Consider the following 20,040-nt stretch of genomic DNA (forward strand, 5'->3'; position numbering starts at 1 on the left):
GTCCGGACCGGCGGCCAGCTTGCCGGCCACCTGGTCGACCAGGAACTTCAGGGCGTCGGCGGGTTCCTTGCTGATGCCCGGGCTGTCCTCGGGGGTGCCGTAGTCACTGGCGTGCATGGCCAACGTGGCTCAGTACTGGTCGCCGCCCAGAAGAAGTACACCTCGTACTCGTCCGGGTAGATCGGCGTCCCCATCGTCACGTAGATCTGCAGGTCGCCGCGGGTCTCGTGGCTGACGGTATGGGCCTGGACGTTCTGCTGGGCTTCGGGATCGGTCGCGAGGCGCCAGATCGTGTCCCGGTCGCTCGACAAGTCGTCGCTGTCGTACTGCTTCTGGTCGATGCTCAGCGAAAGGCTGTACTTGTCGTCCTTGCCCGTCATCAGGCACTCGGACGCGGGTTCCGGCGAGCTCTGCGTTCCTGACGCGTCGTAGGTGACCGCGCCCGGGGCCGGCGGACCGTCGTCGCCGGCGAACTTCTTCTGGATGAAGGTCTTCTCCGGGTTGATCACGAATCCGGCTTGACGCATCAGGAACGGGTTCATGATCGCGCAGGCGTCGTAGACGGGCTGACCGGCGTACTTCGCCGCCTTGGCCGGCGCCGTTGCCAGGTTCTGCAGGGCGATCCCCGTCTCGGCCTGCTTCGCCTCGGACGAGTTCGCCGGCTGAGCGCGGCCCACGATCGGCATGCTGCACGCGGTCACCGCGAGCACCCCTGACGCGGCGAGACAGGCCAGCAACGTACGGGTTCGCGTCAAGTCGGTCCTTCTGTGCAGGGAGTACTACGCAGAGGAGTTAAACCGCTTCGCCGCACGTTCGCCACCGCAACCCAGCCGCGGCACGCTCGCACCGATGAATTCGATCCCGAGAACGGCGGAGCATCGATTGGCGGCCGGCTCGTTCGTCGTCGGCAGACGGGCCGGCCGGCTCCGACCGACAACGCAGACGTCACCGGCCTTCTTGCCCTGATGCTCCTCACCGGAGCCCGCCGACGCACCCGGCTCTCCGCGGTGCGGGAATGCGAGGCGCCGGCGCGGGACTCTGATGAGTAGATGCGCTGCGGCGTCGGCCAATTGACCGCAATGCTCGTCGGGATCAACCCGATCCTTCACCCCAGCGCAGAACGACCAACGTCAGGCGTCAATCGCTGGACGCAGTCGAACGGTCACCCCGCCGTGCCAGGCGTCGTAGGCGTCGGAGGTACAAGCTCGCGCAGTTCGATGCCGAGGCTGCCCGCCGATCCAATGGGGTCAGCCTCGACATGCCGGACTTCGGCTCGCTCGCCCTCGGCACCCAGCAGGCGAAAGAGCCCTCTCCATCTGCTGGCTAGGCCGCAGCAGGTGGTTCGAAGATCGGGCCCCGGCTTCATTCGGCTCGCTGTCCGACACGGAGGACGCTCAGCTAATGGCGTGATACTCGGGCGCCCATCCGCTTGCGGATGCGCTCGGCGATGGCGTCGAGCAGGGGCTCGCGGACGTCGCGGTCGAGCCTCCGATACAGCGACGTCGAGCGGAGGAGGTGGCAAATCCGTCCCCGTTGAACCAATGAACGCTGGGGTACCAGCGCACGATCGTTGGACCGGACAATTCTCCGGGATCGTCGCCCAGACCCAACCCTCGTTGGTGGTGCGCACGTCGTCCTCCAGCGGCGGATGACCCCAGCCAGGGTTCCCGGGACAGAACCGTTCGTGGAGATCGGCGGTCTCTGCGTAAACTTCCGGCTATCCCGGCCTACGGACGACGACGGAAAAAGCACGTCGTACGCTCGCTGCCAGCCAATCAACGGGGTCGGCCCAGTGTCACGACGACGCAGCCACGAGGGCATCGAAGCGTCGGCCGCGGTCGTCCCACTCTTCAAACGTCGACGTCTCGACTTCGAAGTTGCTGAAGGTGGCGATCCGCTGGCGAGCGAATGCGGGCAACGCGGACGCGACCGGTCGGGAGCTGCGCCTGCACCGCAACACCGTTCGTCACCGGATCCACCAGGCCGAAGTACTCCTCGGCCACCCCATCGACCAGCGCCGGATGTACGTCGAACTCGCCCTGCACTGCCTCGAGGTCTACGGCTCGGACTTCCTCACCGCGAACCCGTGACGCGCTCCGGCCTCGTCACTTCACTTCCAAGCAGCGCCACCGCGACCCGGTCGTCGAGCCGATGTGCGCTCAGCCCTGGAGTGGCGGACGCGAAGGCGAACGGGGTCCGCTCAACGCTTGCGCGGGTATCTCGAGTCGCAGCCGGCCGAGGGTCCAGGCTGCTGCACCCTCGGCCGGAGTCCCTGGGGAGTCCGGCCGAGGGTGCTGGTCAGGAGCCGCAGTTCGTGGCGTCGCCTGCCGGGTGCCTTGTGGGCACCTGCAGCACGGCCCCGGACCTGACCTGGCGCACGTCATCGCTGCCGACCCGGACCGGGAGCGGCGGGCCGGAGCGCAGGGTCAGTTTCGTCGTTCGCGCGCCGACGGACAGGTCGAACGAGCGGCCGTGCCACTTGATCCCGGCGAGGTCGACACCCGGCAGTTGCGGCGGCAGGAAGGGATCGACGGTGACGGCGTCGGTTCCCCAGCGCAGCCCGGTGAACCCGTAGAGGAACTCCTGCAGATAGCCGCCCTGGCCGGTGGTGAAGTCGAACGCTCCGCCGGTGCGGGTCTCGTACCACTGGTCGAACGGCGCCGCCAGGTACGGGTCCGCGCTCTTGCGCAGGGAGGTGTAGACGTCGCAGCCCCGCGACCCGAGGGCCGCACCGGCGATCGTGACGATCGCGTCCGTCATGGACGGGCCGTCGAGGTCGGTGCGCTGCTGGTAGTAGTCGAGGTCGTTCTGGGCGAGGCCAGGCGACATCGGCACCGCCAACGGGTACTGCAACAGCGTGACGTCGGCCTGTTTGATCGTCTGCCCGGAGTACCCGTCGAACTCGGGATGGATGTTCGTCGTGGTGTCGACCGGGATCTTCAGGCCGTCGGCGACCTTGCGCCAGGCCGGATCGGCGGCCCGGCCGAGGATGCCCGCGGCGCGGATCGCGATGCGCAGCGAGGCTTGCGCTCCGGCGTTGGTGGTCACGCTGTTGTCGACGTTGTCGTGGTACTCGTCCGGACCTTTGACATCCCTGATGGCGTAACCGCCGGCCGGGTCGGGGACGGCACGTGTGGCCCAGTAGTCGGCGATGCCCTGCAGCACGGGCCAGGCCTTGTCCCGCAGCCAGGTCTTGTCACCGGACGCTTCGTAGTACTGCCACTGCGCCAAGGCGATGTCGGAGTTGATGTGGATTTCCTGCTTGCCGTCGGGGGACCAGTCCGGGGTTGTCTCCTTGCCGGTCAGCGCGCTCTGCCACGGGAACTTAGCGCCCTTGATCGGGTGGTCCGGAGTGGACAGTGCCGCGGCGGCGGCCTGAGCCGCCGGCAGGCGCTGCTGCCGGTAGGTGTTCGCGTCGGCGGCGATGTCGGGGTACTGGGCGAGCAGTGCCGGGTACATCCACGTCTCCGTGTCCCAGAACACGTGACCGCTGTAGCCGTCCGAGGACAGACCGCCAGGGCTGGCGCTCCAGACGACGCCGGCGCGCACGCTCGCGAGCAGGTAGAACATCGACGCGTGGACCTGCGCGGTCATGGTGGGGTCACCCGGAATCGAGATGCTCGACTGCCACAGGCGTGACCAGGCATCGCGGTTGCGTGCCAGCGCGCGCTGATAGCCGTCCGCGGCGGCGTGGGCCGCGGTCTTCGCGGCGGCCTGCTGCGGAGACGCGGCTGCGAGCGGCCGGTCGGTGTCGACGCTGGAGGCGACGCCAACGTACTTGGTGATCCGCAACGGCTCTCCGGCGCGGACCGGGAAAGTCGCTCGCTGTCCGGCACCGCCGTCACCCGGGTCGGCGATCGCCTGGGTCGGCACCGTCTTCCCGCCGACGCGCAGTACCGAGTTCAGCCCGGCGGTGACCAGGTTCCCGTTGCTCACGACGGTCTGCGACAGTGTCGCGGTCTTGCCGTCCACGCGCGGGTCCGTCGTCGAGGCGTGGTCCAGGCCCCTGCCGTCGAACTCGTCGACGACGGTGGCCGGTCCGCTCCAGTGCGGAACGGCCTGCACGCTCACCGTGCCCAGGTGGCCGTCCGCGCGGTTGGCGTTGACCTCGTAGGCGAGGCTGGTCGTATCGCCCGCGGGCGAGGTCCAGTCGAACGACGTGGTCAGCACACCGGTGCGCAGGTCCATCGACTGCCGGTACTTCGTGGTGGTGCCGACCGTGGCCGGGGCGATCTGCGTCGGTGGCTGTGCGCCGTCCGGATACAGCGCGAGGTAGTCGATGTTCACCCGCGCGGTGTCCCCCTCGGTGACGGTGACCTCGAGGGTGTTCGCGCCCGCGTTCAACGTCACCGGCACGGTCACCACCGCCCAGTCGTCCCAGCTGGCCAGGCTGGGCACGGACAGTTGCCGGAGCGTGCCGTTCACGCCGATGTGGATGGTCTGCGGGCTGCCGCTGCCGTTGCCGTACCGCACGGCCAGCGTCGCCGGGCCGGCCGGCGCGTTCCGGATCGGGATGACGCCGCCGCCGCCGACTGTCGGGGTGTCGTTGCTGTTCAGGCCGGCCAAGTAGCTCCCGACGATCGAGCCGGGGTGGGAGGACTCGAGGAACGCGCCCCCGGAAACCTTCCCGTACGCGGCCGGGCACAACTGGCCGAACCCGCAGGACCAACCCTCGATCCCGTAGACGTCGCCGCCGCGGCCGAACCCGAGCGTGGTCCAGGCCGGCAGGCTCGCTCGCTCCTCCTGCCCCGCCGCGGGCGCGCCGTAGAAGCCGGCGAGCTCGGACTGGGTGACGATGGGCATGGTGCTGTACCCGTGGCCCGCCGCGGGCACCCGCGCGGCGAGGTAGCCGTTGCCGACGAACGTCGGCGAGTAGTTCTTCGCCGTGTCTCCCGTGCTCAGCACCCAGCCGTCGCCACCGCCGCCCGGCCCCGGCCCCGGCACCGGGGCGGCCGAGGCCGGCACCGTCACCAAGCCCAGTAGCAGACCACCGACCGCCAGCAGGAAGCCAGCCCTGCCCCTGAGCCCGCCGGAGCGGAGACGGCCCCACGCCCGCCCGCGGCGCGAGGCGCGAAGCCTCGTTCTGCCGGCTCTCGTGGCCTCGCCGTGCATCTTCATCGAAACGGCACCTCCTCGCGACGGAATGCCCGGCGGCGAGACAAGCCGACCGCTCGCTGAGCGGCCTGGCCATATTCCGATACCCACCACGGCCTATATGTTGCGGGCAACAACATATAGGCGGGAAGAGAGTTGGTAAAGAGCAAGGTTGTGCCGACGGGGGGACCTGGAGTCACCAGCTCGCGCGCCGACGCGTGCCAGATCCGCGCCGCAGCCTCGCGCTGTCCATCGGCCAAGGTCCGGACCAGGTCGCCGGCCGCAGGGCGAGCGCTGCCGATGCCACGCAACAACGACTTCGGCAGCAACGAGATTCACGCTTGCCTGACGACGTCGTCCGAGCCTGAAAAGAACGCCACCGCGAGGTCGAACTCGGCGACGCCACGGTGCGGCCCCGCAGCGACCACCTGAGCGTTCTGGGCTTGGTCCGAGCGTTCTACCTCGACATTCATCAGTCACAGGCGGCCGTAGCTGTTCAGCCGCGATGAGCGAGCGAAAGCTTTGAGCTGGCCAACCGCTCCAACAGGACCATACCCGCTGCGTGACGAGACAGCTCCTCGTCAAGCTCAGTGAGCGCAGCGGCCACTGCGGTCATGGAGCCAGGGTGCAGGGGCCGCGGTGCGTTGGGTGTTGCTGGTGAAGGGTTGCCGGCAGGCCCATCGGTTTGCAGGGTGCGGTCGAGTTCGGCTTGCCCGTTCTGCCAGGAGCAATGGGGCTTGATGAACTTCTGCCGGATGCCGTGCTCGGCGCCGATCTCGCGCAGGGAACAGCGATGGGCCCAGGCGTTGTCGGTCATCGGCCGTTCGATGCGGGTGATGCCGTGATGTGCGAAGTAGGTGATCGCGCGGTCCAGGAAGCCGGCGCAGGTTGGGCCCTTCTCCTCCGGGCGGATTTCGGAGTGGGCCAGCCGGCTGTGGTCGTCGACCAGGGAGTGGACGTCGTCAAACCCGATCTTGACGCTGCGGTCGCGGGGGGCTTCCCGCTGGGCCCGGCCGTAGGCTCGCCAGCCGCCGTCGTCGGGGATGCGGCCGATCCTCTTGACGTCCATGTGGACCAGCTCGCCGGGCCGTTCCCGCTCATACCGCACCGCCGTGGTGGTGCCGGCGCGGATCAGCAGTCCGGTGATCGGGTCCAGTGCGGCCAGCCGCGGAACCCGGGGGGCGGGCCAGCACCCGCGACACCGTCCGGGTCGGCACACCCAGCTCGGCGCTGAGCCAGGCCTGTACGGCACCTCCACTGGTCGGACGCCCCTCGTGTGTTCCCGGACGCGAACAACACATTGCGCGTGCTGCGATACCTGTGCGACCTCAAGTGGACACCCTGTGTGGCCCGCCCTGCCGGCCCGCCGCGCACCAGGCAACCGACGAGCTCGCCGACCGTGCCGATCGGGTGCTCCGAGTCTGGCCCGGCGACGCCGAGGTGATTCCGTAACGCGCGCAGTGGGCGCCGCCTCACCCACTGCGTTCGCTTGCTGCCGAAAAGCCGACCATGACCGCGTCAGTTGCCCGAGCACGAGCAGCTCGACCTGTGGGCCGCCACCCACTGCCGCAAAGCCACCGAGATCAGGAGATCGCCATGACTGTAGAGCCTGAAACGAAATCCTCGTCACTGCCGACCGCACGGCGGCACGACTACATCGCTGTACTGCTCGTGACCGCCGCCGCGCGTGAGACCGTGCGCGCGAGGCTCGACCGCGTCGCCCAGGCGACCGAGCCGGACAGGCTTTACCGTATTCAGCATTACCGGGTGGCCCCGCTCAGAGCGGCGCCGCAGGACGAGGTTGCTGAGCACGTGGGGGCGCGGGAACGTGAGGTGTTGAAGCTCGTCGCCGACGGCCTGTTCCGATCCTGCGATCGCACGCGCCCTGTGCGTATCCACCGAGACGACCAAGGCGCACATCACCAACACTCTCCGCAAGCTCGGCTCGCACGACCGCGCGAACGGTCCACCTCGCACCTAAGCGCACGCTCCTCGACTGCGCCCCGTGACCGCCGCCAAGGAGTGTGTCGGGACGCCCCGCCGAGGTCTCGCGCGCGTGGTGCGCCGACGTCGACAGCGAGGCGCACCCTGAGATCGATCCCGAGGCTTCGGCGGTGCCTGTGCGCAGAATTGCAAGGCGTGCGGCGAGACAAACCGGCGGACGCCTTCTACGTCGTCCGAAAGCCGGCACGCCTGGTACCGCGCGGGCTGCTGCCGCAGCGTATGACCGCCGCTACCCAGCCGTTCCCGATGCGGCTGTGGCAGTGCATGAACAGGGTCGCCACGAGCCTGTTCAGTGGCTTCGCGGCAACGAAGGAGCACGAACAGGGGATGTTGCTCGAATGCCCTCGAGAGTGAGCACCGGGCACCGTCTGGACGGCCGCTATGGGTGGCTGCGCATCCTGTGCCGTCCTCGGGTGCCGAAACCGGTTAAGCGCGTGGCGTTCGCGTGGCCCCCTGCGCCGCCCGACGGACGTGCGTCGTCCGGCTTGGTGCTCCCGGACGCCGGAATGACCTGCCGCACCAAGGTCTGAGCCGACGGCCGCCACCGTCCAAGGCCCCTTCCGAGCTCACGAACGACCCATCGACGCCACCAGCCCGCGTCGCCGCCGATCCCTCTGCTGCAGACCCAGCGAACCATGCGCAAGCCCAGCCGCCGCAGTGGCCCCCGCCACACCCATCCGCAGCAGCCGCCCGCCCACAGGAGATCCCGTGTCCTCCCAGCAGACTCCATCAGGCCAGTTGGCGATTTCGCGTCGCGAAGCCGTGCTCATCCCCCTCGTGCTCGCGGTCGTGCTCGTCGCAGGCACCTCCGGCCTCGCAGATGCGTTCCTGCTCGTCGTCGCCGTCCTGTTCTGGTCCACGCTCAACCTCACGGATCAACAACCGTGAGCTACCGGCCCCTTGCGCGAACACGAAAACCCGACCCAGAGCGTGTCCTCGAAGCGGCGGATTTGCTCGATGCAGCAGATCTTTTCTCAGCACGCCACGAAGAAGGACCTTCTCGCAAAGCGTCCGCCGTTGCGCGACGACCTGACCCGCTGGACTTCACCACCGGCGCTCGAACATGAAGTTGCTGACCGACATCACCGGGCATCCCGCCGGCGAGGACGATCGATGGGCCGGGTCGGTGCCGGTGGTGACAACGCTGCCTTGAAATCGTCCTTGTTGCTGCAAAAGAACGTTCTCGACACCACCAAACCTGCCCTGCGCGTTCACTGACTTCGCTACCTGCCCCCGCCGGCCCGCAACCCCCTGCCGTTCCCGGTGACCGCGGGCGAATAGATTCCTTTGAACGCCAGAACTGAACCGTTCGAATGATCCCGGCCGCGGTCGACCTCGACGACTGGGACGACGTCGCCGAAGTCTCGGGTCGAGTCGGAGTGCGGAGAACTCATCGCCCACGACCTGGCGGGCGATCCCCCTCCGGAGTTCCCCGACCTGGCCCACGCGGGACCCGGCACCTACCGGCTACGCGCGCACGCCCGCGGCCGCGACATCGCCTCCCACCTCAACGTCCAGGAACCCGTTGAGAACTACCTGCTTTCCGTGTGGCCGGCACCGGAAGCACCCGACGTCGTCCACAAACAGTCGGACGAGCGCGGACAGGAATACCAGGCAGCACGGAAGCCGCGACGCTGACGCGCGGCTCGGCAGGCTTGAAGCAGTGTCGTTGGCGGGGCCGGCCAAACCGGCCACCCCAACAGGACGGGAACCGGTGCGCGCACCCGGAGGAAGATCCGCGCCGACAGGCGAACCCTGGAACCTACGTGCCCTCACCGACACGCCGCAGCGACGAACCCGGGCATCAGTGATCAAGGACGTTCCGGCTTAGTCCGAGAAGCACGCCGCCCGGCCCGAGTTCGAACTTCCGGCACAGGCACGTGACCAGCAGCGCTCAACTCCCGCCGACCACATCCGCCGACCAGTGCGTTCTCGATCGCGGCAGGTCAGCGGGTCGAGTTCACGAAGCCCCAGAACGCTGGAGAATAGCCCGTTATACGTCAGAGCCCGTCGCTACCTGAACTGCGCTGTTCGGGCGGACGTTTCCACCTCACCGTCATGCACCCACGACCAGCGCATCCGTTCATCGTGATCCCACCCCGACAACCCACTGGGTCAGCGGTGTCCCCCCGGCAGCCGCTGGACTTGCTCGAGCACTGGATGACCACCTGCAGGCAAACCCGCGCCTGTCCCCCGCCACGGCCGAGCCCCGGGTTGCGGTTCGCCTTCTACGGCCGCACCTCAACCCTGCGCCGCAAGCCGGGTCGTGCGCGTCGCGATTCGCGCGCTGGGTCGCAAACCCCTCGTGATCCCCGGACTGCCAACAGGGTCAACGATTTCTTCGGCAAACACGTGTCCTCAGGTCGAATCCAAACTACGGTGTACGGCACGCCCGTCCGGCGGGCGCTGGTGGCGAAGAACCCGTCAGCCGGGACGTCAGGCAGCTGAGCGGCAGGCGACCGCGTCACCCGTCGGCGGCCGAGCGGCAGCCCCCACGGCGCCCGGACGCCGGCCGCGGGGGGTCACACCCGGTCCCTCCGCTCGCGGTCGGCCTCGTCGAGCAGTTCCGGGGTGACGTTCTCGTCGTAGCGGTGCAGCGCGAGCGCCCGCGCGTAGCGTTGCGCGATCCGGGTGATCACCGGCTCACTCGGCGCCTCCGTCACACCGAAGACGGTGCCCGGGTAGTTGAGCGGTTCCATCACCGAGGCGATGCGATCCCACTGCTGCGGTGGGACCAGCTGCACCGGATCACCACCGGCGAACCAGCCGATCGGTACCGCCGTTCCCGGCGGTATCACGGTGTTCACATGCACCACGGCCCCGAACTCGACATCGGCGCCAGACCCGATGCGGGCGCCGTTGTAGATCATCGCTCCGGTCGCGACTCGCGCATCGCCGTCGATGATGCACCCACTGAGGTGGGCGTTGGGCCCGACCAGGACGTGATCACCGAGCCGAACCGGATGACGCCGGGAACCGCGCAGCACGGCGTGTTCCATGATCACGCAGTGGGCGCCGATCTCGACCGGCCCGCCCTCCGCGGTGAGTACGGCGCCGAAGAGGACCCGGCTGTGCGGCCCGACGGTGACATCCCCGCACAGCACGGCTGTCGGGGCGATATACGCGGACCTGTCGACCCGCGGGTGCCGATGCTGGTGTTCGATGAAGACCGCGCCGCGCCCCACCGGATGCAGGTAGTCCTCGGGAAAGGTCATCGCGGCCTCCGATCAGTAGGCAAGATCGGTATCGGCGGCAGCGGCGCTGCCGCGCCGGACCCGCACCACAGGCCGACGCTACGCCCGACGTTCAGCCGAGGCCAGGCCGTACGGCGGCGCTCGAGGTGGATCGAGGACGCACCTCACTCACGGACAGCCGAGCTCACCTCCAGAACGCGGTTGCCCAGCGGCCGTGAGTAGTCAGCTTCGTCAGCTCTCACACGTCGTAGTACAACGCGAACTCGTACGGGTGCGGGCGCAGCCGCAGTGGGTCGATCTCGTGCTCTCGCTTGAAGTCGACCCAGGTCTCGATCACGTCCGGGGTGAACACGTCACCTTTGAGGAGGAACTCGTGGTCGGTTTCCAACCGGTCGATCACGGCCTCGAGTGATCCTGGAACTTGGGCGACATCGCGCGCTTCCTCGGGTGGGAGTTCGTAGAGGTCCTTGTCGATCGGTGCCGCGGGCTCGATCTTGTTGCGGATCCCGTCGAGCCCGGCCATCACCATCGCGGCGAACGCGAGGTAGGGGTTGCCGGAGGAGTCGGGGCAGCGGAACTCGATGCGCTTGGCCTTAGTACGAGCCCGGCCGCGTCCGACACGGACGATCCGCAGGTGCCGCATCAGGTGTGGGAACATCGGTGCGTCCCCGGCCTGTCCGGGCCCGACCAACGCCACCAGCGGTCGGCCGTTCCCGTCGACCAGATGGTGGATTTTCGTGCTCCAGCCCGCCACGGGAGCGGCCGATCGCGTGGTCAGGCGGCTCGCGGTGCAGATCCGTGTAGTTCGACCCAGCCCCCTGTGGAGCCGGTGAAGTTGGTGGCGTGCTGATGTGCCCGCGCGATGGTGGAGCCGACCGACACCGCCCACTCCACCAGCCCCGCCGCATCTGCCGCGGCCAACAGCCGCTGCAGCACCGTGTCCCAGGTGTCGTTCCCGGCCGTCCGGCGGTGCCAGGTCCAGATCCTCCGCCACGAACCGAACACCGCCGGCACATCGCGCCACGCGATGCCGCACCGATAGCGGTAGATGATTCCCTCGACCATCGACCTGGCATCCGAGAACGGCCGACCTTGTCTACCAGCACGGACTGGCAACAAATCCTCGACTAACGCCCACTGATCGTCTGACAACAACTGAACCGCGACACGACCGGCAGCATCCCAGCAACACAGCGCAGCCTTTGCCAGACACGCCCTAGTACTGCAACGGCAGTTAGGCGAGTGGGTAGCCGCGTCGTTTGTAGTGGCTGAGCCGGGCTTGGTGTTGTCGTCGGCGGCGGAAGCGGGACCAGGCCCAGACGTGGTTGGCGGCGTCGGCGACACGCAAGACCAGCTTGGTAAGCAGGCGCCGGATCTCCGGTAGCGTGAATCCGATCATGCCCGGCTCGTCGGCTCCGGTTCCCCTTTTGTGACAAGGGATCGGGAGACGGCGAGCCAGGCGTGGGCGAGCATGGACAGGGTGATGTGGGCATACCACGCTCGCCAAGACCGGACCTGATACTGATCGAGTCCGGCTTCGTTTTTGGCCTGCTGGAAGCATTCCTCGATCCGCCAGCGAGTCCCGGCGATCCAGGCCAGGTCCAGCAGCGTCGAGCGGCGGGGTCCGTAGCAGACGTAGTAGGCGATCTCCGTCGGATCGGTGACCTTGCGGCGGGCGAGCAGCCAGTGCCCGCGCCCGGGCTGCCAGCCGATCCGGATCGGTACCCGCGCCCAGTCGTACTCCCGTGGCCCGTGCGCCCCGGCCCCGACCGACAACCGCCGCCACGCCCTGGCTGGCAGGTCCGCGATCAGCTCGTCGGCGCGGGTCTCGGTGCCGCCGGTGGTGACCAGGGTGTCGTTGACCTTGGTGGCCAGCACGTGTGCGGCGTCGTGGGCTTCCAGCCACAGCCGCAGGTACTTGACCTGCCCGTAGGCCTCATCGGCGGTGACCCAGGCGAACGGCACCTGCGCGGCGAAGGCCCGGGCCAACATCGCCATGGCCTGGCGCGGCTTGGTCTCGAACTCGGCCCCTTCCGGGATCCCCGCCCGCCGGCACCGATCCCGGTCCGCGATCCAGGGCTCGGGCAGATACAGCTCCCGATCGATCAGCGCATGCCCGCGAGCACCGGCATAGGCCAGGAACGTGCCGATCTGGCAGTTCTCGATCCGGCCCGCCGTTCCCGAATACTGCCGCTGCACACCGGCCGAGCGGACGCCTTTCTTCAGGAACCCGGTGTCGTCCACGATCAGCACGCCACCGGGCTCGCCGAGGTGCTCGATGACGTAGTCGCGAACGTCATCGCGGACGCCGTCGATGTCCCAGTCCGCCCAGCGCAGCAGCCGCTGCATCCCATCCGGCGACATCTCACCGGCCTGCTCGGCCAGCGTCCACCCATTCTTCCGCTCCAAACCAGCGACCAACCCGGACACATACTCCCGCGCCCGAGCCCGCGGCTCCGACCGCGCGAACCGGCCAGAGATCCGCTCATGCACCCGACCCAGCTGATCCATCACCACATCGACCACCACCACGATGATCTACCACAACGCCAGCAACTGCCGTTGCAGTACTAGGAGGTGGTGATCGCCCCTCGCGGATGATCACCACCTCTTCGCGCCGTCGACGTAGGTCGCGAACGACTGTCGATCGCCGTTGGCTTTACCGCCCACCGCGCGGGCATCAGCGGCGTTCGCGTGGCTTCTCCCCAGCGGAGCCATGGTGTGAGGGCGTCCCGCGAGCCGCGCTCACATGTTCTTCGCACCCTCCACAATGGCCTCACGGATGCGGGCGTAAGTGCCGCAGCGGCAGATGTTGCGGATGTCGTCGAGGTCGTCGTCGGTGAGGTCGCGGCCGGCGGCGCGGGCCTGGCGGACCTTGGCCACCGCGGCCATGATCTGCCCCGGCTGGCAGTAGCCGCACTGGGCGACGTCCTGCTGCAGCCACGCTTCCTGCATCGGGTGCAGGTCCTTGCCCACGGTGGCGGGCAGGCCTTCGATTGTCGTGACCTCGTCGGTGGGCGCGATTTTCGAAACGGGCACCGAGCATGGGTTGAATGCCTTGCCGTTGATGTGGCTCGTGCACGCCTTGCAGACGTCGAGCCCACAGCCGTACTTCGGGCCCTTCACGCCGAGGCGGTCGCGCAGCACCCACAGGAGCCGTTCAGTGTCCTCGGCTTCCACCGTGACCTGCTCACCGTTGAGCTTGAAGGTGTGTTGTGGCACGGAGAACTCCTAGTAGGCGTAGTCGAGACCGTCGACGGGGGAAGGCGGCGTGGAGGGTTCCAAAGGCAGCGGGTCGAACGACAGCGTGCCGTGGTTGATGGGGAACGAAGTCGGCATCTTCCCGGTGGCCCGCGCATACGCGCAAGCGACAGCGGCGAACGACGGCGCGACCGCCAGCTCCCCGGCACCACTCGGAGTGTCCGACGTGTTCGGCATGATCACGACCCGCGTCTCGAGCGGGGTGTTCCACTCGCGTGTGTAGAAGTAGTTGTCCCAGCTGCCTTCCAGCGGGATCCCGTCCTTGATGTGGAGGCTGGAGGTCAGGCACATCGCGATGCCGTCGTTGAGGCCGCCGATCATCTGCGCCTCCAGGCCCCGCGGGTTGATCGCGAACCCGGGATCGACCACGACGAGCGCCTTGGTCACCCGCGGGCCGGTCACCGCCTCGCGGACCTTCCGGTTCACCGTCTCCGGACGGCAGTCGATCTCCACCAGCACCGCCACCGCACCCCGGTACTCCGAGTGCAACGCGATGCCCTGGGCGACGCCCGACGGCATCGACCGGCCCCACTCACCGACCTGGACGGCCTTGTCGAGCACCGCGCGCAGCCGGGCGTCCTTGAGGAAGTCGCGCCGGAACTGCACCGGGTCCTTGCCCATCTTCTTCGCCAGCTGGTCGACCACGAGCTCTTCGGCTGTGACCACGTTCGGCGAGTAGATGTTGCGCATGCTGCCGGTGTTGAACTTCAGCGGAATCTCGTTGAGCAATTGCGTGGTCACGCCGAAGTTGTAGGGAGAAGACTGCGTGAGCTCGAAGATCGACTCCGCGAAGCTCAGGTTGCCCGCGATGGGCAGCTTCGCCGCAGTGGAGGTGAGCATTTCTCCGAGACCGTGGCTGAACTCCGTCTGAACGCTGGTGTGCCGTTGTTCGAAGCTCACCACGTTGCCGAGGGCGTAGGTGGCGCGCACCCGCGAAACGCACATCGGGTGCACCCGGCCCTGCCGGAAGTCGTCGGTGCGCGACCACATGAGTTTGACCGCTTTGCCCATTTTCTTCGACGCCTCGGCGGCTTCGAGCGCCGCGTCGTGGAACAGATGCCGGCCGAACGAGCCGCCGCCCTGGGTCACATGCACCGTGACGGCACTCTGAGGCAGGCCCACCGCCTGCGCGATCTGCTGCTGCGCGACGATCGGCACCTTCAGGCACGACCAGATCTCGGCACGGTCCGAACGGACATCGGCAATCGCCGAACCGGTCTCGAGCGGGCTGTTGCTGGCGAAAGCAAAGGTGAACTCCGCGTCGAGCGACTGCGTCAGCACTCCGGGCACGGCGAGCGGCAGTTGCGCGGCCTTGAGCTTCTTCAGCACGGTCGCGTCGGATTCACCGTCGACGGTGCCAGGACCCCAGTCCACCTTCAGCGCGCGGATGGCGTCGATGCACTGCCCGAACGTCTCGGCCCGCACTGCCACGCCGTGGGAGATCGCCGCGATGTCGGTGACGCCCGGCATCGCCTTGACGTCGGTCTCGTTCTGGATCGAGCGAACCGTGCCGTTGATCGTGGGCGGCCGGGCGACCATCGTCGGCAGCGCACCGGGGACGTCGTGGTCGAGGGTGTATTTCTTGCGCCCGGTCACGGCCTCGTAGGCGTCGATGCGGTTCTGCGCGGTGCCGAGCACCTTGAAGTCCGCGCGCGACTTGAGCTGCGCCGTGGCGCTGGTGGTCTTCACGGCCGCAGCGGCCTTCGCAAGCGAGCCGTACGGCGCCTGCTTGCCGCTGGTGTGGTGGACCATCCCGTCGGCGGTGCGCAGCTCCGCCTCGGGCACCCCCCACTGAGCGGCGGCCGCCGAGACCAGCCGAGCCCGGGCGATCGCCGAGACGGTCCGGATCGGGGTGAATATGCTCCGCATCGAGTTGGAGCCGCCCGTGAGCTGGTTCATCAGCAGCTCCGGACGGGCGTCGGCGAGCGTGACGTCGACGTTCGACAGCGGAATGTCCAGCTCTTCGGCCACCATCATCGCCACCGCGGTGGTCATGCCCTGGCCCACCTCGGTCCGCGGCACCGCGAACGACGCGCGCCCGTCTGTCCCGATCTGGACGCTGATCAGGCCGGACGTGGGCGCGGCAGCGAGGTTCTGCAGGTCACCGAGGTCGAAGAGGTCCTCAGGCTGCGGGAGGGAAGGAAGCGCGGCGTCGGCTTCCTCCGGCGCCAGTCCGGCCTGGGCGATCTGCGCGGCGACGGCGAGCGTCGGCGCAGCCAGCACAAAGCCGAGGAAACGGCGCCGGTCGATGTGCCGCGGCGCATCCGGAGCGGGCCGGGCGTCGTGGTCTTGCTGTGCCATGGGCGGCGGGTTCCTCTCGAACGACAGTGTCAGAGAAGTGATCAGAGAACGCGGGGAGTGTTCGGATTGGGCCGCAGTGTTACACAACTTCGCTCGCCACAGCCATGACCTGCGTGCCTACTTTTGCCGTAGTGTCGTTGGGCACTGTGCACAACGGTGCTGGAGTCACGACCGTCGACGCGGCGGCAGAAACGGGAGGCCGCGCACGACGAGGGCCAGCTCGATCGGGATTTCACCACCCGGCAGGCAGCGCCCGGTCAGCGCTTCGATCCGGCGCACGCGATTGAGCACCGTGTTGCGGTGGCAGTGCAGCTCCTGCGCCGCCCGTGTGGCCGATCCGCCGGTCTCGACCCAGGAGGCGAGCGTCTGCAGAAGGATCCGCCGCTCGTCATCGGGCAGGTCCAGCAGTCCGCGCAGCCACTGCTGCATCAGAGAGGCGGTGAGCTCCGGCGAAGTGAGCAGCAGCGCTTCCGGCAGCCGGTCGGCGAGGCAGACGGCTGCCGGCTCGCCATGCGGGACGGTCCGCAACGCGAGCACCGCTTGCCGGTAGGCGGTGTGCACTGCAGCCAGTCCATCGACCACCAGCGAGACACCCACCGACCCGCGGACGGCGGCGAGGGCCTTCATCAGCGCCGCGGTGTCACACCCGCGCAGAGACACCAAGCCCACGAGCGCGTCCGCGCGAACCTGCCACGCCGAACGGAGGCCCGATTCGTCGAGCTTGCGCCCAAGTGCCTCGGTGAGGTTGCTGGTGGCCAACCGGCCCTCGGTCGCGACGGCCACGTACGGCCCCTCCACGGGCAGTCGGATGATCCGGCTCGCTTCATAGGCGAACGCCGCGTCGGAAGCCCGGCCTTGCAGCAAGCCCTCCCACAGAGCCGCGCTGCGCTGTTCGTCGGCGCGGACCAGCGCCTGCTCGGCTACGTGATACGCAGCCGCGACCTGGGACGAGAGCGCATCCACCAGTTCCCAGACGCGGGTCGCGAGGTCGAGAAGATCGTCGGCGTCCATTTCGTGCTCCGCACGGGCCTGCGCGATCAGCGCCTGCCAGACGATCCGCCCACCGATGCGGAACGATCGCAGCAAGTCGTCCAGCGGCAGCCGCTGCTGCGCCCGCCGCTGCCCGGTGGCCCGTGCGGCGTCGTAGAACTGCGCGACGCGCTCCGCCTCGTCGCCGTCCTGACCGACCAGCTGCAGCACGCGCGCGAGGTTGTCGTGGCACGACTTCCACAGATCGTCTTCGGGTACGACGTTGAGCTGCCGGTAGCCCGGGTTCTGCTCATCGATGACGCGGACAAGCTCGTCGGTCAGTTCGTCGACCCTGCCCAGCACGCTGCTGGCCAGCACTTGCGCCGCCGCAGGCATGTCGGCCGCTCCCCTCCACCCCAAGATCCACCACTGCCACTGCTCGTGTCACCGCGCCACGGCCCGACCCGGACACTCGCCCACAATCCGGCGTCCGGGTTGCCGGGTCCCCGTCGACTCGTTCCCAGGGAGTATCGGCCAGCGGTTCCACCGCCGCAGATCCGGTATGCCGTCAGGAGTCTCCGGCCGTGCTGCGACAAACCGGCACACCACGTCGATGCGGACGACGGCGCCAAGGACACAGCCGGTTTCCGGGCGCCGACGATCAGGAGCACCAGGCCGATGCCGGCGGCAGGTCGCCCACACCCACGGTGGCCAATCCGCTCGGCGAGGCGGTCCTGGGCCGAGTCAATGGCCTCCCGGCCGCAGGTGCTGCCCGCCGGGGACCGCGTCGTCGGCAGGGAGAAGATCCGGCCGTTCTTCGTCAACCTGGAACACCCGGCGAACGAAGTCTCGGTGCACGCGCCGCCCCGCGCGCCGATCATCGACATCGAGACCTTCCAGCAGGCTCAAGACATCGCCGCCACCAAAGGCGCCGGCCGCACAACCCGGGAACGCGCCCGCACCCGACATCCCTACCTCCTGAACGGCCTGCTGCACTGCGGGGTGTGCGGCCGACGGATGCAGGGCCAACGCAACCACGAGCGGCCGTTCCACCGCTGCCACTACCCCGCCCCATACGGCCTGGCGAACAAACCGCCCACCCCCGCAACGTCTCCCTCGCCGAACGCGACCTCCTCAGCCCCCTCGCCGCCTGGCTCGCAACCAGCTTCGCCCCGCATCGCGTCAAGGACACCATCGACACCCTCTACGCCGCGCAACCAGACCCCGACCTCAACTCCGCCGCCCCAGCCGCCGCCACCATCGTCGCCGAATGCGATCGCGCGCTCCAACGCCACCGCGCAGCCCTCGAAGCCGGAGCCGACCCACAACTCGTCACCAGCTGGATCACCGAGACCCAAGCCCGCCGAGCCGAGGCGCAATCACCCATCACAGCAAGACCACAGCAGCAGCGGCTCGCCAAAGACCAAATTCACGGCGTCGAGCATCCAGCTTCCCCTACTCTGGGTTCCGTGATGTAACGGAACGTGCTCGATGGATCTTACAGCGACTCACCGACAAAGCAGAAAGGACGTGATCGACGCTGCGGTGGACGCGTTCGCCAACCTCGTCACCTCCGTCGTGGGGTTGTTCTCGCAAGCCGAAGACACTTTGGGCGGGTTCAAGCAGAAAGCGATCGCTCTGGTGCAAGGCAACACCAATTTTCCGGATATCCCCGAGCTGCCCGGAAACTCCGGAATGGATGACGAGAAGCAGTGGCGCGTCGAGCCGTCGGCGGCACCGGCATGAGGGCATGGACGCTGGCCGGCCTCGTGGTCCTCGCTGTGGGCCTGCTCAGCGGGTGCGGGCCGGCGAAGCCGGTCCGCGTGCTCTCTCAGCCACCGACGCCGGCGCAGACCGGTGCGCCACTGCCGCTATCCCAGGTCGACCGGCCCGTCGACCTCGCCAAGTTCGACGCAGACCCGTGCAGCCTGCTCACCAAGGACCAGGCCGCCGCCGTCGTGGCCGACCCACCCAACGACATCCGCGCAAACAGGCGAACCACACTGCCCGCGTTTGGCTGCTCATGGACCAACCACGGCGGTGCACTCATCGAGGCCCTCAAGCCAGTCCAGAACCCGAGCACCCTCGCCGAACTGTCAGTGTCCCCCCTGAAGAAGGACGGCGAACTCGAGCCGTGGACCGAGACGTCGATCGCCGGCCTCCCTGCGGTCGTCTATCACGTGTTCCGGTTTATGGACGAGTGCTCCGTGTCCGTCCAAGTCACCGACGAGCAGATGCTCACCTTCGATGTCCAAGGAACGGACCTGCCCGGCAGCTACTGGGACAAAGACCGATGCGGCGGACTCTTGAAAATGGCCGAATTCGTGATCGGCAACCTCCGGCAGAACTGAAGCGCCCGGCAACACGCCGTCGGCGCCCTTAAGACCATATCTCAGTAGGTGATTTTCTTGTCGCAGGTGAGGGTGGCGGCGAGGGTGAGGAAGGCGCAGAAGTGGTGGCGTAGCGGTCGTATCGGGTGGCGAGGCGGTGATAGCCGAACAGCCAGGCGATGGCTCGTTCGATGACCCAGCGGTGTTTGCCGAGTTTCTTGCTTGACTCGATGCCTGTGCGGGCGATGCGGACCTTGATGCCGCGGTCGCGGACCCATGTCCGCAGTTCGGCCTGGTCGTAGGCCTTGTCGGCGTGCAGTTTCCCCGGCTTGCGCCGGCGGGGGGCCCGTCGGGATCTGATCGCGGGGATGGCCATCACGAGTGGTTTGAGAGCGTAGGAGTCGTTGGTGTTGGCCGCGGACACCGCCACCGCCAGGGGCAGCCCGGCACGGTCGGACAGGACATGGATCTTCGAACTGCTCTTGCCACGATCGACCGGGTTCGGGCCGGTCATGGATCCCCCATTTTGGCTCGAACGGAGGCTCCGTCACCGATCGCCCGAGACCAGTCGATCATGCCCTGGCCATCGAGTTCCTCGAGGACCGCGCGGTGCAGCCGGGGCCACAGACCAGCCTTGGTCCATTCGGTGAAACGGCGATGCGCGGTCGGCACCGTGACACCGAACGACGGCGGCAGATACCGCCACGCGCACCCGCTGGTCAGCACGAACACGATCGCCGTGAAAACCGCCGGTCATCCACCCGCGTCGGCCCACCACCCTGCGGACGAACCCCATGCTCCGGAATCAGCGGCTCCGCCAGCGCCCACAAACTCATCTGGCACCAGCCGCCGAGACAGATCATCCACAACCCAAGATCGTGCACCAT

At 68.1% G+C, this 20,040-nt stretch carries 15 protein-coding genes and 5 pseudogenes; 7 read left to right on the plus strand and 13 right to left on the minus strand.

Annotated elements, in window-relative coordinates; genetic code table 11:
- Window positions 1-47 precede the first annotated feature (47 nt).
- The gene (locus tag QRX50_RS34835) at window positions 48-755 is read right to left on the minus strand and encodes a hypothetical protein (protein ID WP_285967359.1); all 708 of its coding nucleotides are present in this window, start codon (window positions 753-755) and stop codon (window positions 48-50) included.
- Between the two features lie 1,131 nt (window positions 756-1,886).
- On the opposite strand from QRX50_RS34835, the gene QRX50_RS34840 reads away from it, so the two are divergent.
- Entirely contained in the window at window positions 1,887-2,090 is a 204-nt protein-coding gene (locus QRX50_RS34840) for a helix-turn-helix domain-containing protein (protein WP_285974646.1), read from the plus strand.
- A 208-nt stretch (window positions 2,091-2,298) separates the two neighbouring features.
- Here the strand turns inward: QRX50_RS34840 and QRX50_RS34845 are convergent, their stop codons facing one another.
- Together QRX50_RS34845 and QRX50_RS34850 are read right to left on the minus strand one after the other, a co-directional pair.
- Entirely contained in the window at window positions 2,299-4,971 is a 2,673-nt protein-coding gene (locus tag QRX50_RS34845) for a glycosyl hydrolase family 65 domain-containing protein (RefSeq protein WP_285974647.1), read from the minus strand.
- Between the two features lie 740 nt (window positions 4,972-5,711).
- A pseudogene (locus QRX50_RS34850) lies at window positions 5,712-6,422 on the minus strand (transposase family protein); the annotation flags it as partial.
- A gap of 557 nt (window positions 6,423-6,979) precedes the next feature.
- On the opposite strand from QRX50_RS34850, the gene QRX50_RS49920 reads away from it, so the two are divergent.
- The 4 genes and pseudogenes from QRX50_RS49920 to QRX50_RS49925 all read left to right on the plus strand — a co-directional run.
- Window positions 6,980-7,075 (plus strand): hypothetical protein, encoded by a 96-nt coding sequence (locus tag QRX50_RS49920; protein WP_353074179.1) that lies wholly within the window; start codon window positions 6,980-6,982, stop codon window positions 7,073-7,075.
- A 731-nt stretch (window positions 7,076-7,806) separates the two neighbouring features.
- Window positions 7,807-7,986 carry a hypothetical protein gene (locus QRX50_RS34855; protein ID WP_285967360.1) on the plus strand — a complete coding sequence of 60 codons (180 nt, stop codon included), beginning with the start codon at window positions 7,807-7,809 and terminating at the stop codon, window positions 7,984-7,986.
- A gap of 69 nt (window positions 7,987-8,055) precedes the next feature.
- Window positions 8,056-8,316 carry a hypothetical protein gene (locus tag QRX50_RS34860; protein ID WP_285967361.1) on the plus strand — a complete coding sequence of 87 codons (261 nt, stop codon included), beginning with the start codon at window positions 8,056-8,058 and terminating at the stop codon, window positions 8,314-8,316.
- Window positions 8,279-8,379: pseudogene (locus tag QRX50_RS49925) on the plus strand (DUF1684 domain-containing protein); the annotation flags it as partial. The gene QRX50_RS34860 and the pseudogene QRX50_RS49925, both read left to right, overlap by 38 nt.
- Window positions 8,380-9,620: 1,241 nt before the next feature.
- Here the strand turns inward: QRX50_RS49925 and QRX50_RS34865 are convergent.
- The 9 genes and pseudogenes from QRX50_RS34865 to QRX50_RS34900 form a co-directional block, all read right to left on the minus strand.
- The gene (locus tag QRX50_RS34865) at window positions 9,621-10,313 is read right to left on the minus strand and encodes a gamma carbonic anhydrase family protein (protein ID WP_285967362.1); all 693 of its coding nucleotides are present in this window, start codon (window positions 10,311-10,313) and stop codon (window positions 9,621-9,623) included.
- Between the two features lie 217 nt (window positions 10,314-10,530).
- Window positions 10,531-10,890: pseudogene (locus tag QRX50_RS34870) on the minus strand (type I glutamate--ammonia ligase); the annotation flags it as partial.
- A 66-nt stretch (window positions 10,891-10,956) separates the two neighbouring features.
- Window positions 10,957-11,062, minus strand: a pseudogene (locus QRX50_RS50465) (IS5/IS1182 family transposase); the annotation flags it as partial.
- A gap of 4 nt (window positions 11,063-11,066) precedes the next feature.
- Window positions 11,067-11,636, minus strand: a complete 570-nt coding sequence (locus QRX50_RS34875; protein ID WP_285967363.1) for a transposase — start codon at window positions 11,634-11,636, stop codon at window positions 11,067-11,069.
- Window positions 11,637-11,687: 51 nt separating this feature from the next.
- Window positions 11,688-12,821 carry an IS701 family transposase gene (locus QRX50_RS34880; protein WP_285974499.1) on the minus strand — a complete coding sequence of 378 codons (1,134 nt, stop codon included), beginning with the start codon at window positions 12,819-12,821 and terminating at the stop codon, window positions 11,688-11,690.
- Between the two features lie 216 nt (window positions 12,822-13,037).
- Entirely contained in the window at window positions 13,038-13,514 is a 477-nt protein-coding gene (locus QRX50_RS34885) for a (2Fe-2S)-binding protein (RefSeq protein WP_285967364.1), read from the minus strand.
- A 9-nt stretch (window positions 13,515-13,523) separates the two neighbouring features.
- On the minus strand, window positions 13,524-15,854 hold the full coding sequence (locus tag QRX50_RS34890) for a molybdopterin cofactor-binding domain-containing protein (RefSeq protein WP_285967365.1): 2,331 nt from the start codon (window positions 15,852-15,854) through the stop codon (window positions 13,524-13,526).
- Window positions 15,855-16,019: 165 nt separating this feature from the next.
- On the minus strand, window positions 16,020-17,219 hold the full coding sequence (locus tag QRX50_RS34895; protein ID WP_285967366.1) for a PucR family transcriptional regulator: 1,200 nt from the start codon (window positions 17,217-17,219) through the stop codon (window positions 16,020-16,022).
- Between the two features lie 348 nt (window positions 17,220-17,567).
- Complete coding sequence (locus QRX50_RS34900) at window positions 17,568-17,885, minus strand: hypothetical protein (RefSeq protein WP_285967367.1); 318 nt, start codon at window positions 17,883-17,885, stop codon at window positions 17,568-17,570.
- Between the two features lie 468 nt (window positions 17,886-18,353).
- Between QRX50_RS34900 and QRX50_RS34905 the strand changes: the two genes are divergently transcribed.
- On the plus strand, window positions 18,354-18,569 hold the full coding sequence (locus QRX50_RS34905; RefSeq protein WP_285967368.1) for a hypothetical protein: 216 nt from the start codon (window positions 18,354-18,356) through the stop codon (window positions 18,567-18,569).
- 35 nt (window positions 18,570-18,604) lie between these two features.
- Complete coding sequence (locus QRX50_RS34910; protein WP_285967369.1) at window positions 18,605-19,174, plus strand: DUF3558 domain-containing protein; 570 nt, start codon at window positions 18,605-18,607, stop codon at window positions 19,172-19,174.
- A gap of 41 nt (window positions 19,175-19,215) precedes the next feature.
- On the opposite strand, the pseudogene QRX50_RS34915 reads toward QRX50_RS34910, so the two are convergent.
- Window positions 19,216-20,020: pseudogene (locus QRX50_RS34915) on the minus strand (IS5 family transposase).
- Window positions 20,021-20,040: the final 20 nt, after the last annotated feature.

Source organism: Amycolatopsis sp. 2-15, from assembly GCF_030285625.1.
GTDB lineage: Bacteria > Actinomycetota > Actinomycetes > Mycobacteriales > Pseudonocardiaceae > Amycolatopsis > Amycolatopsis carbonis.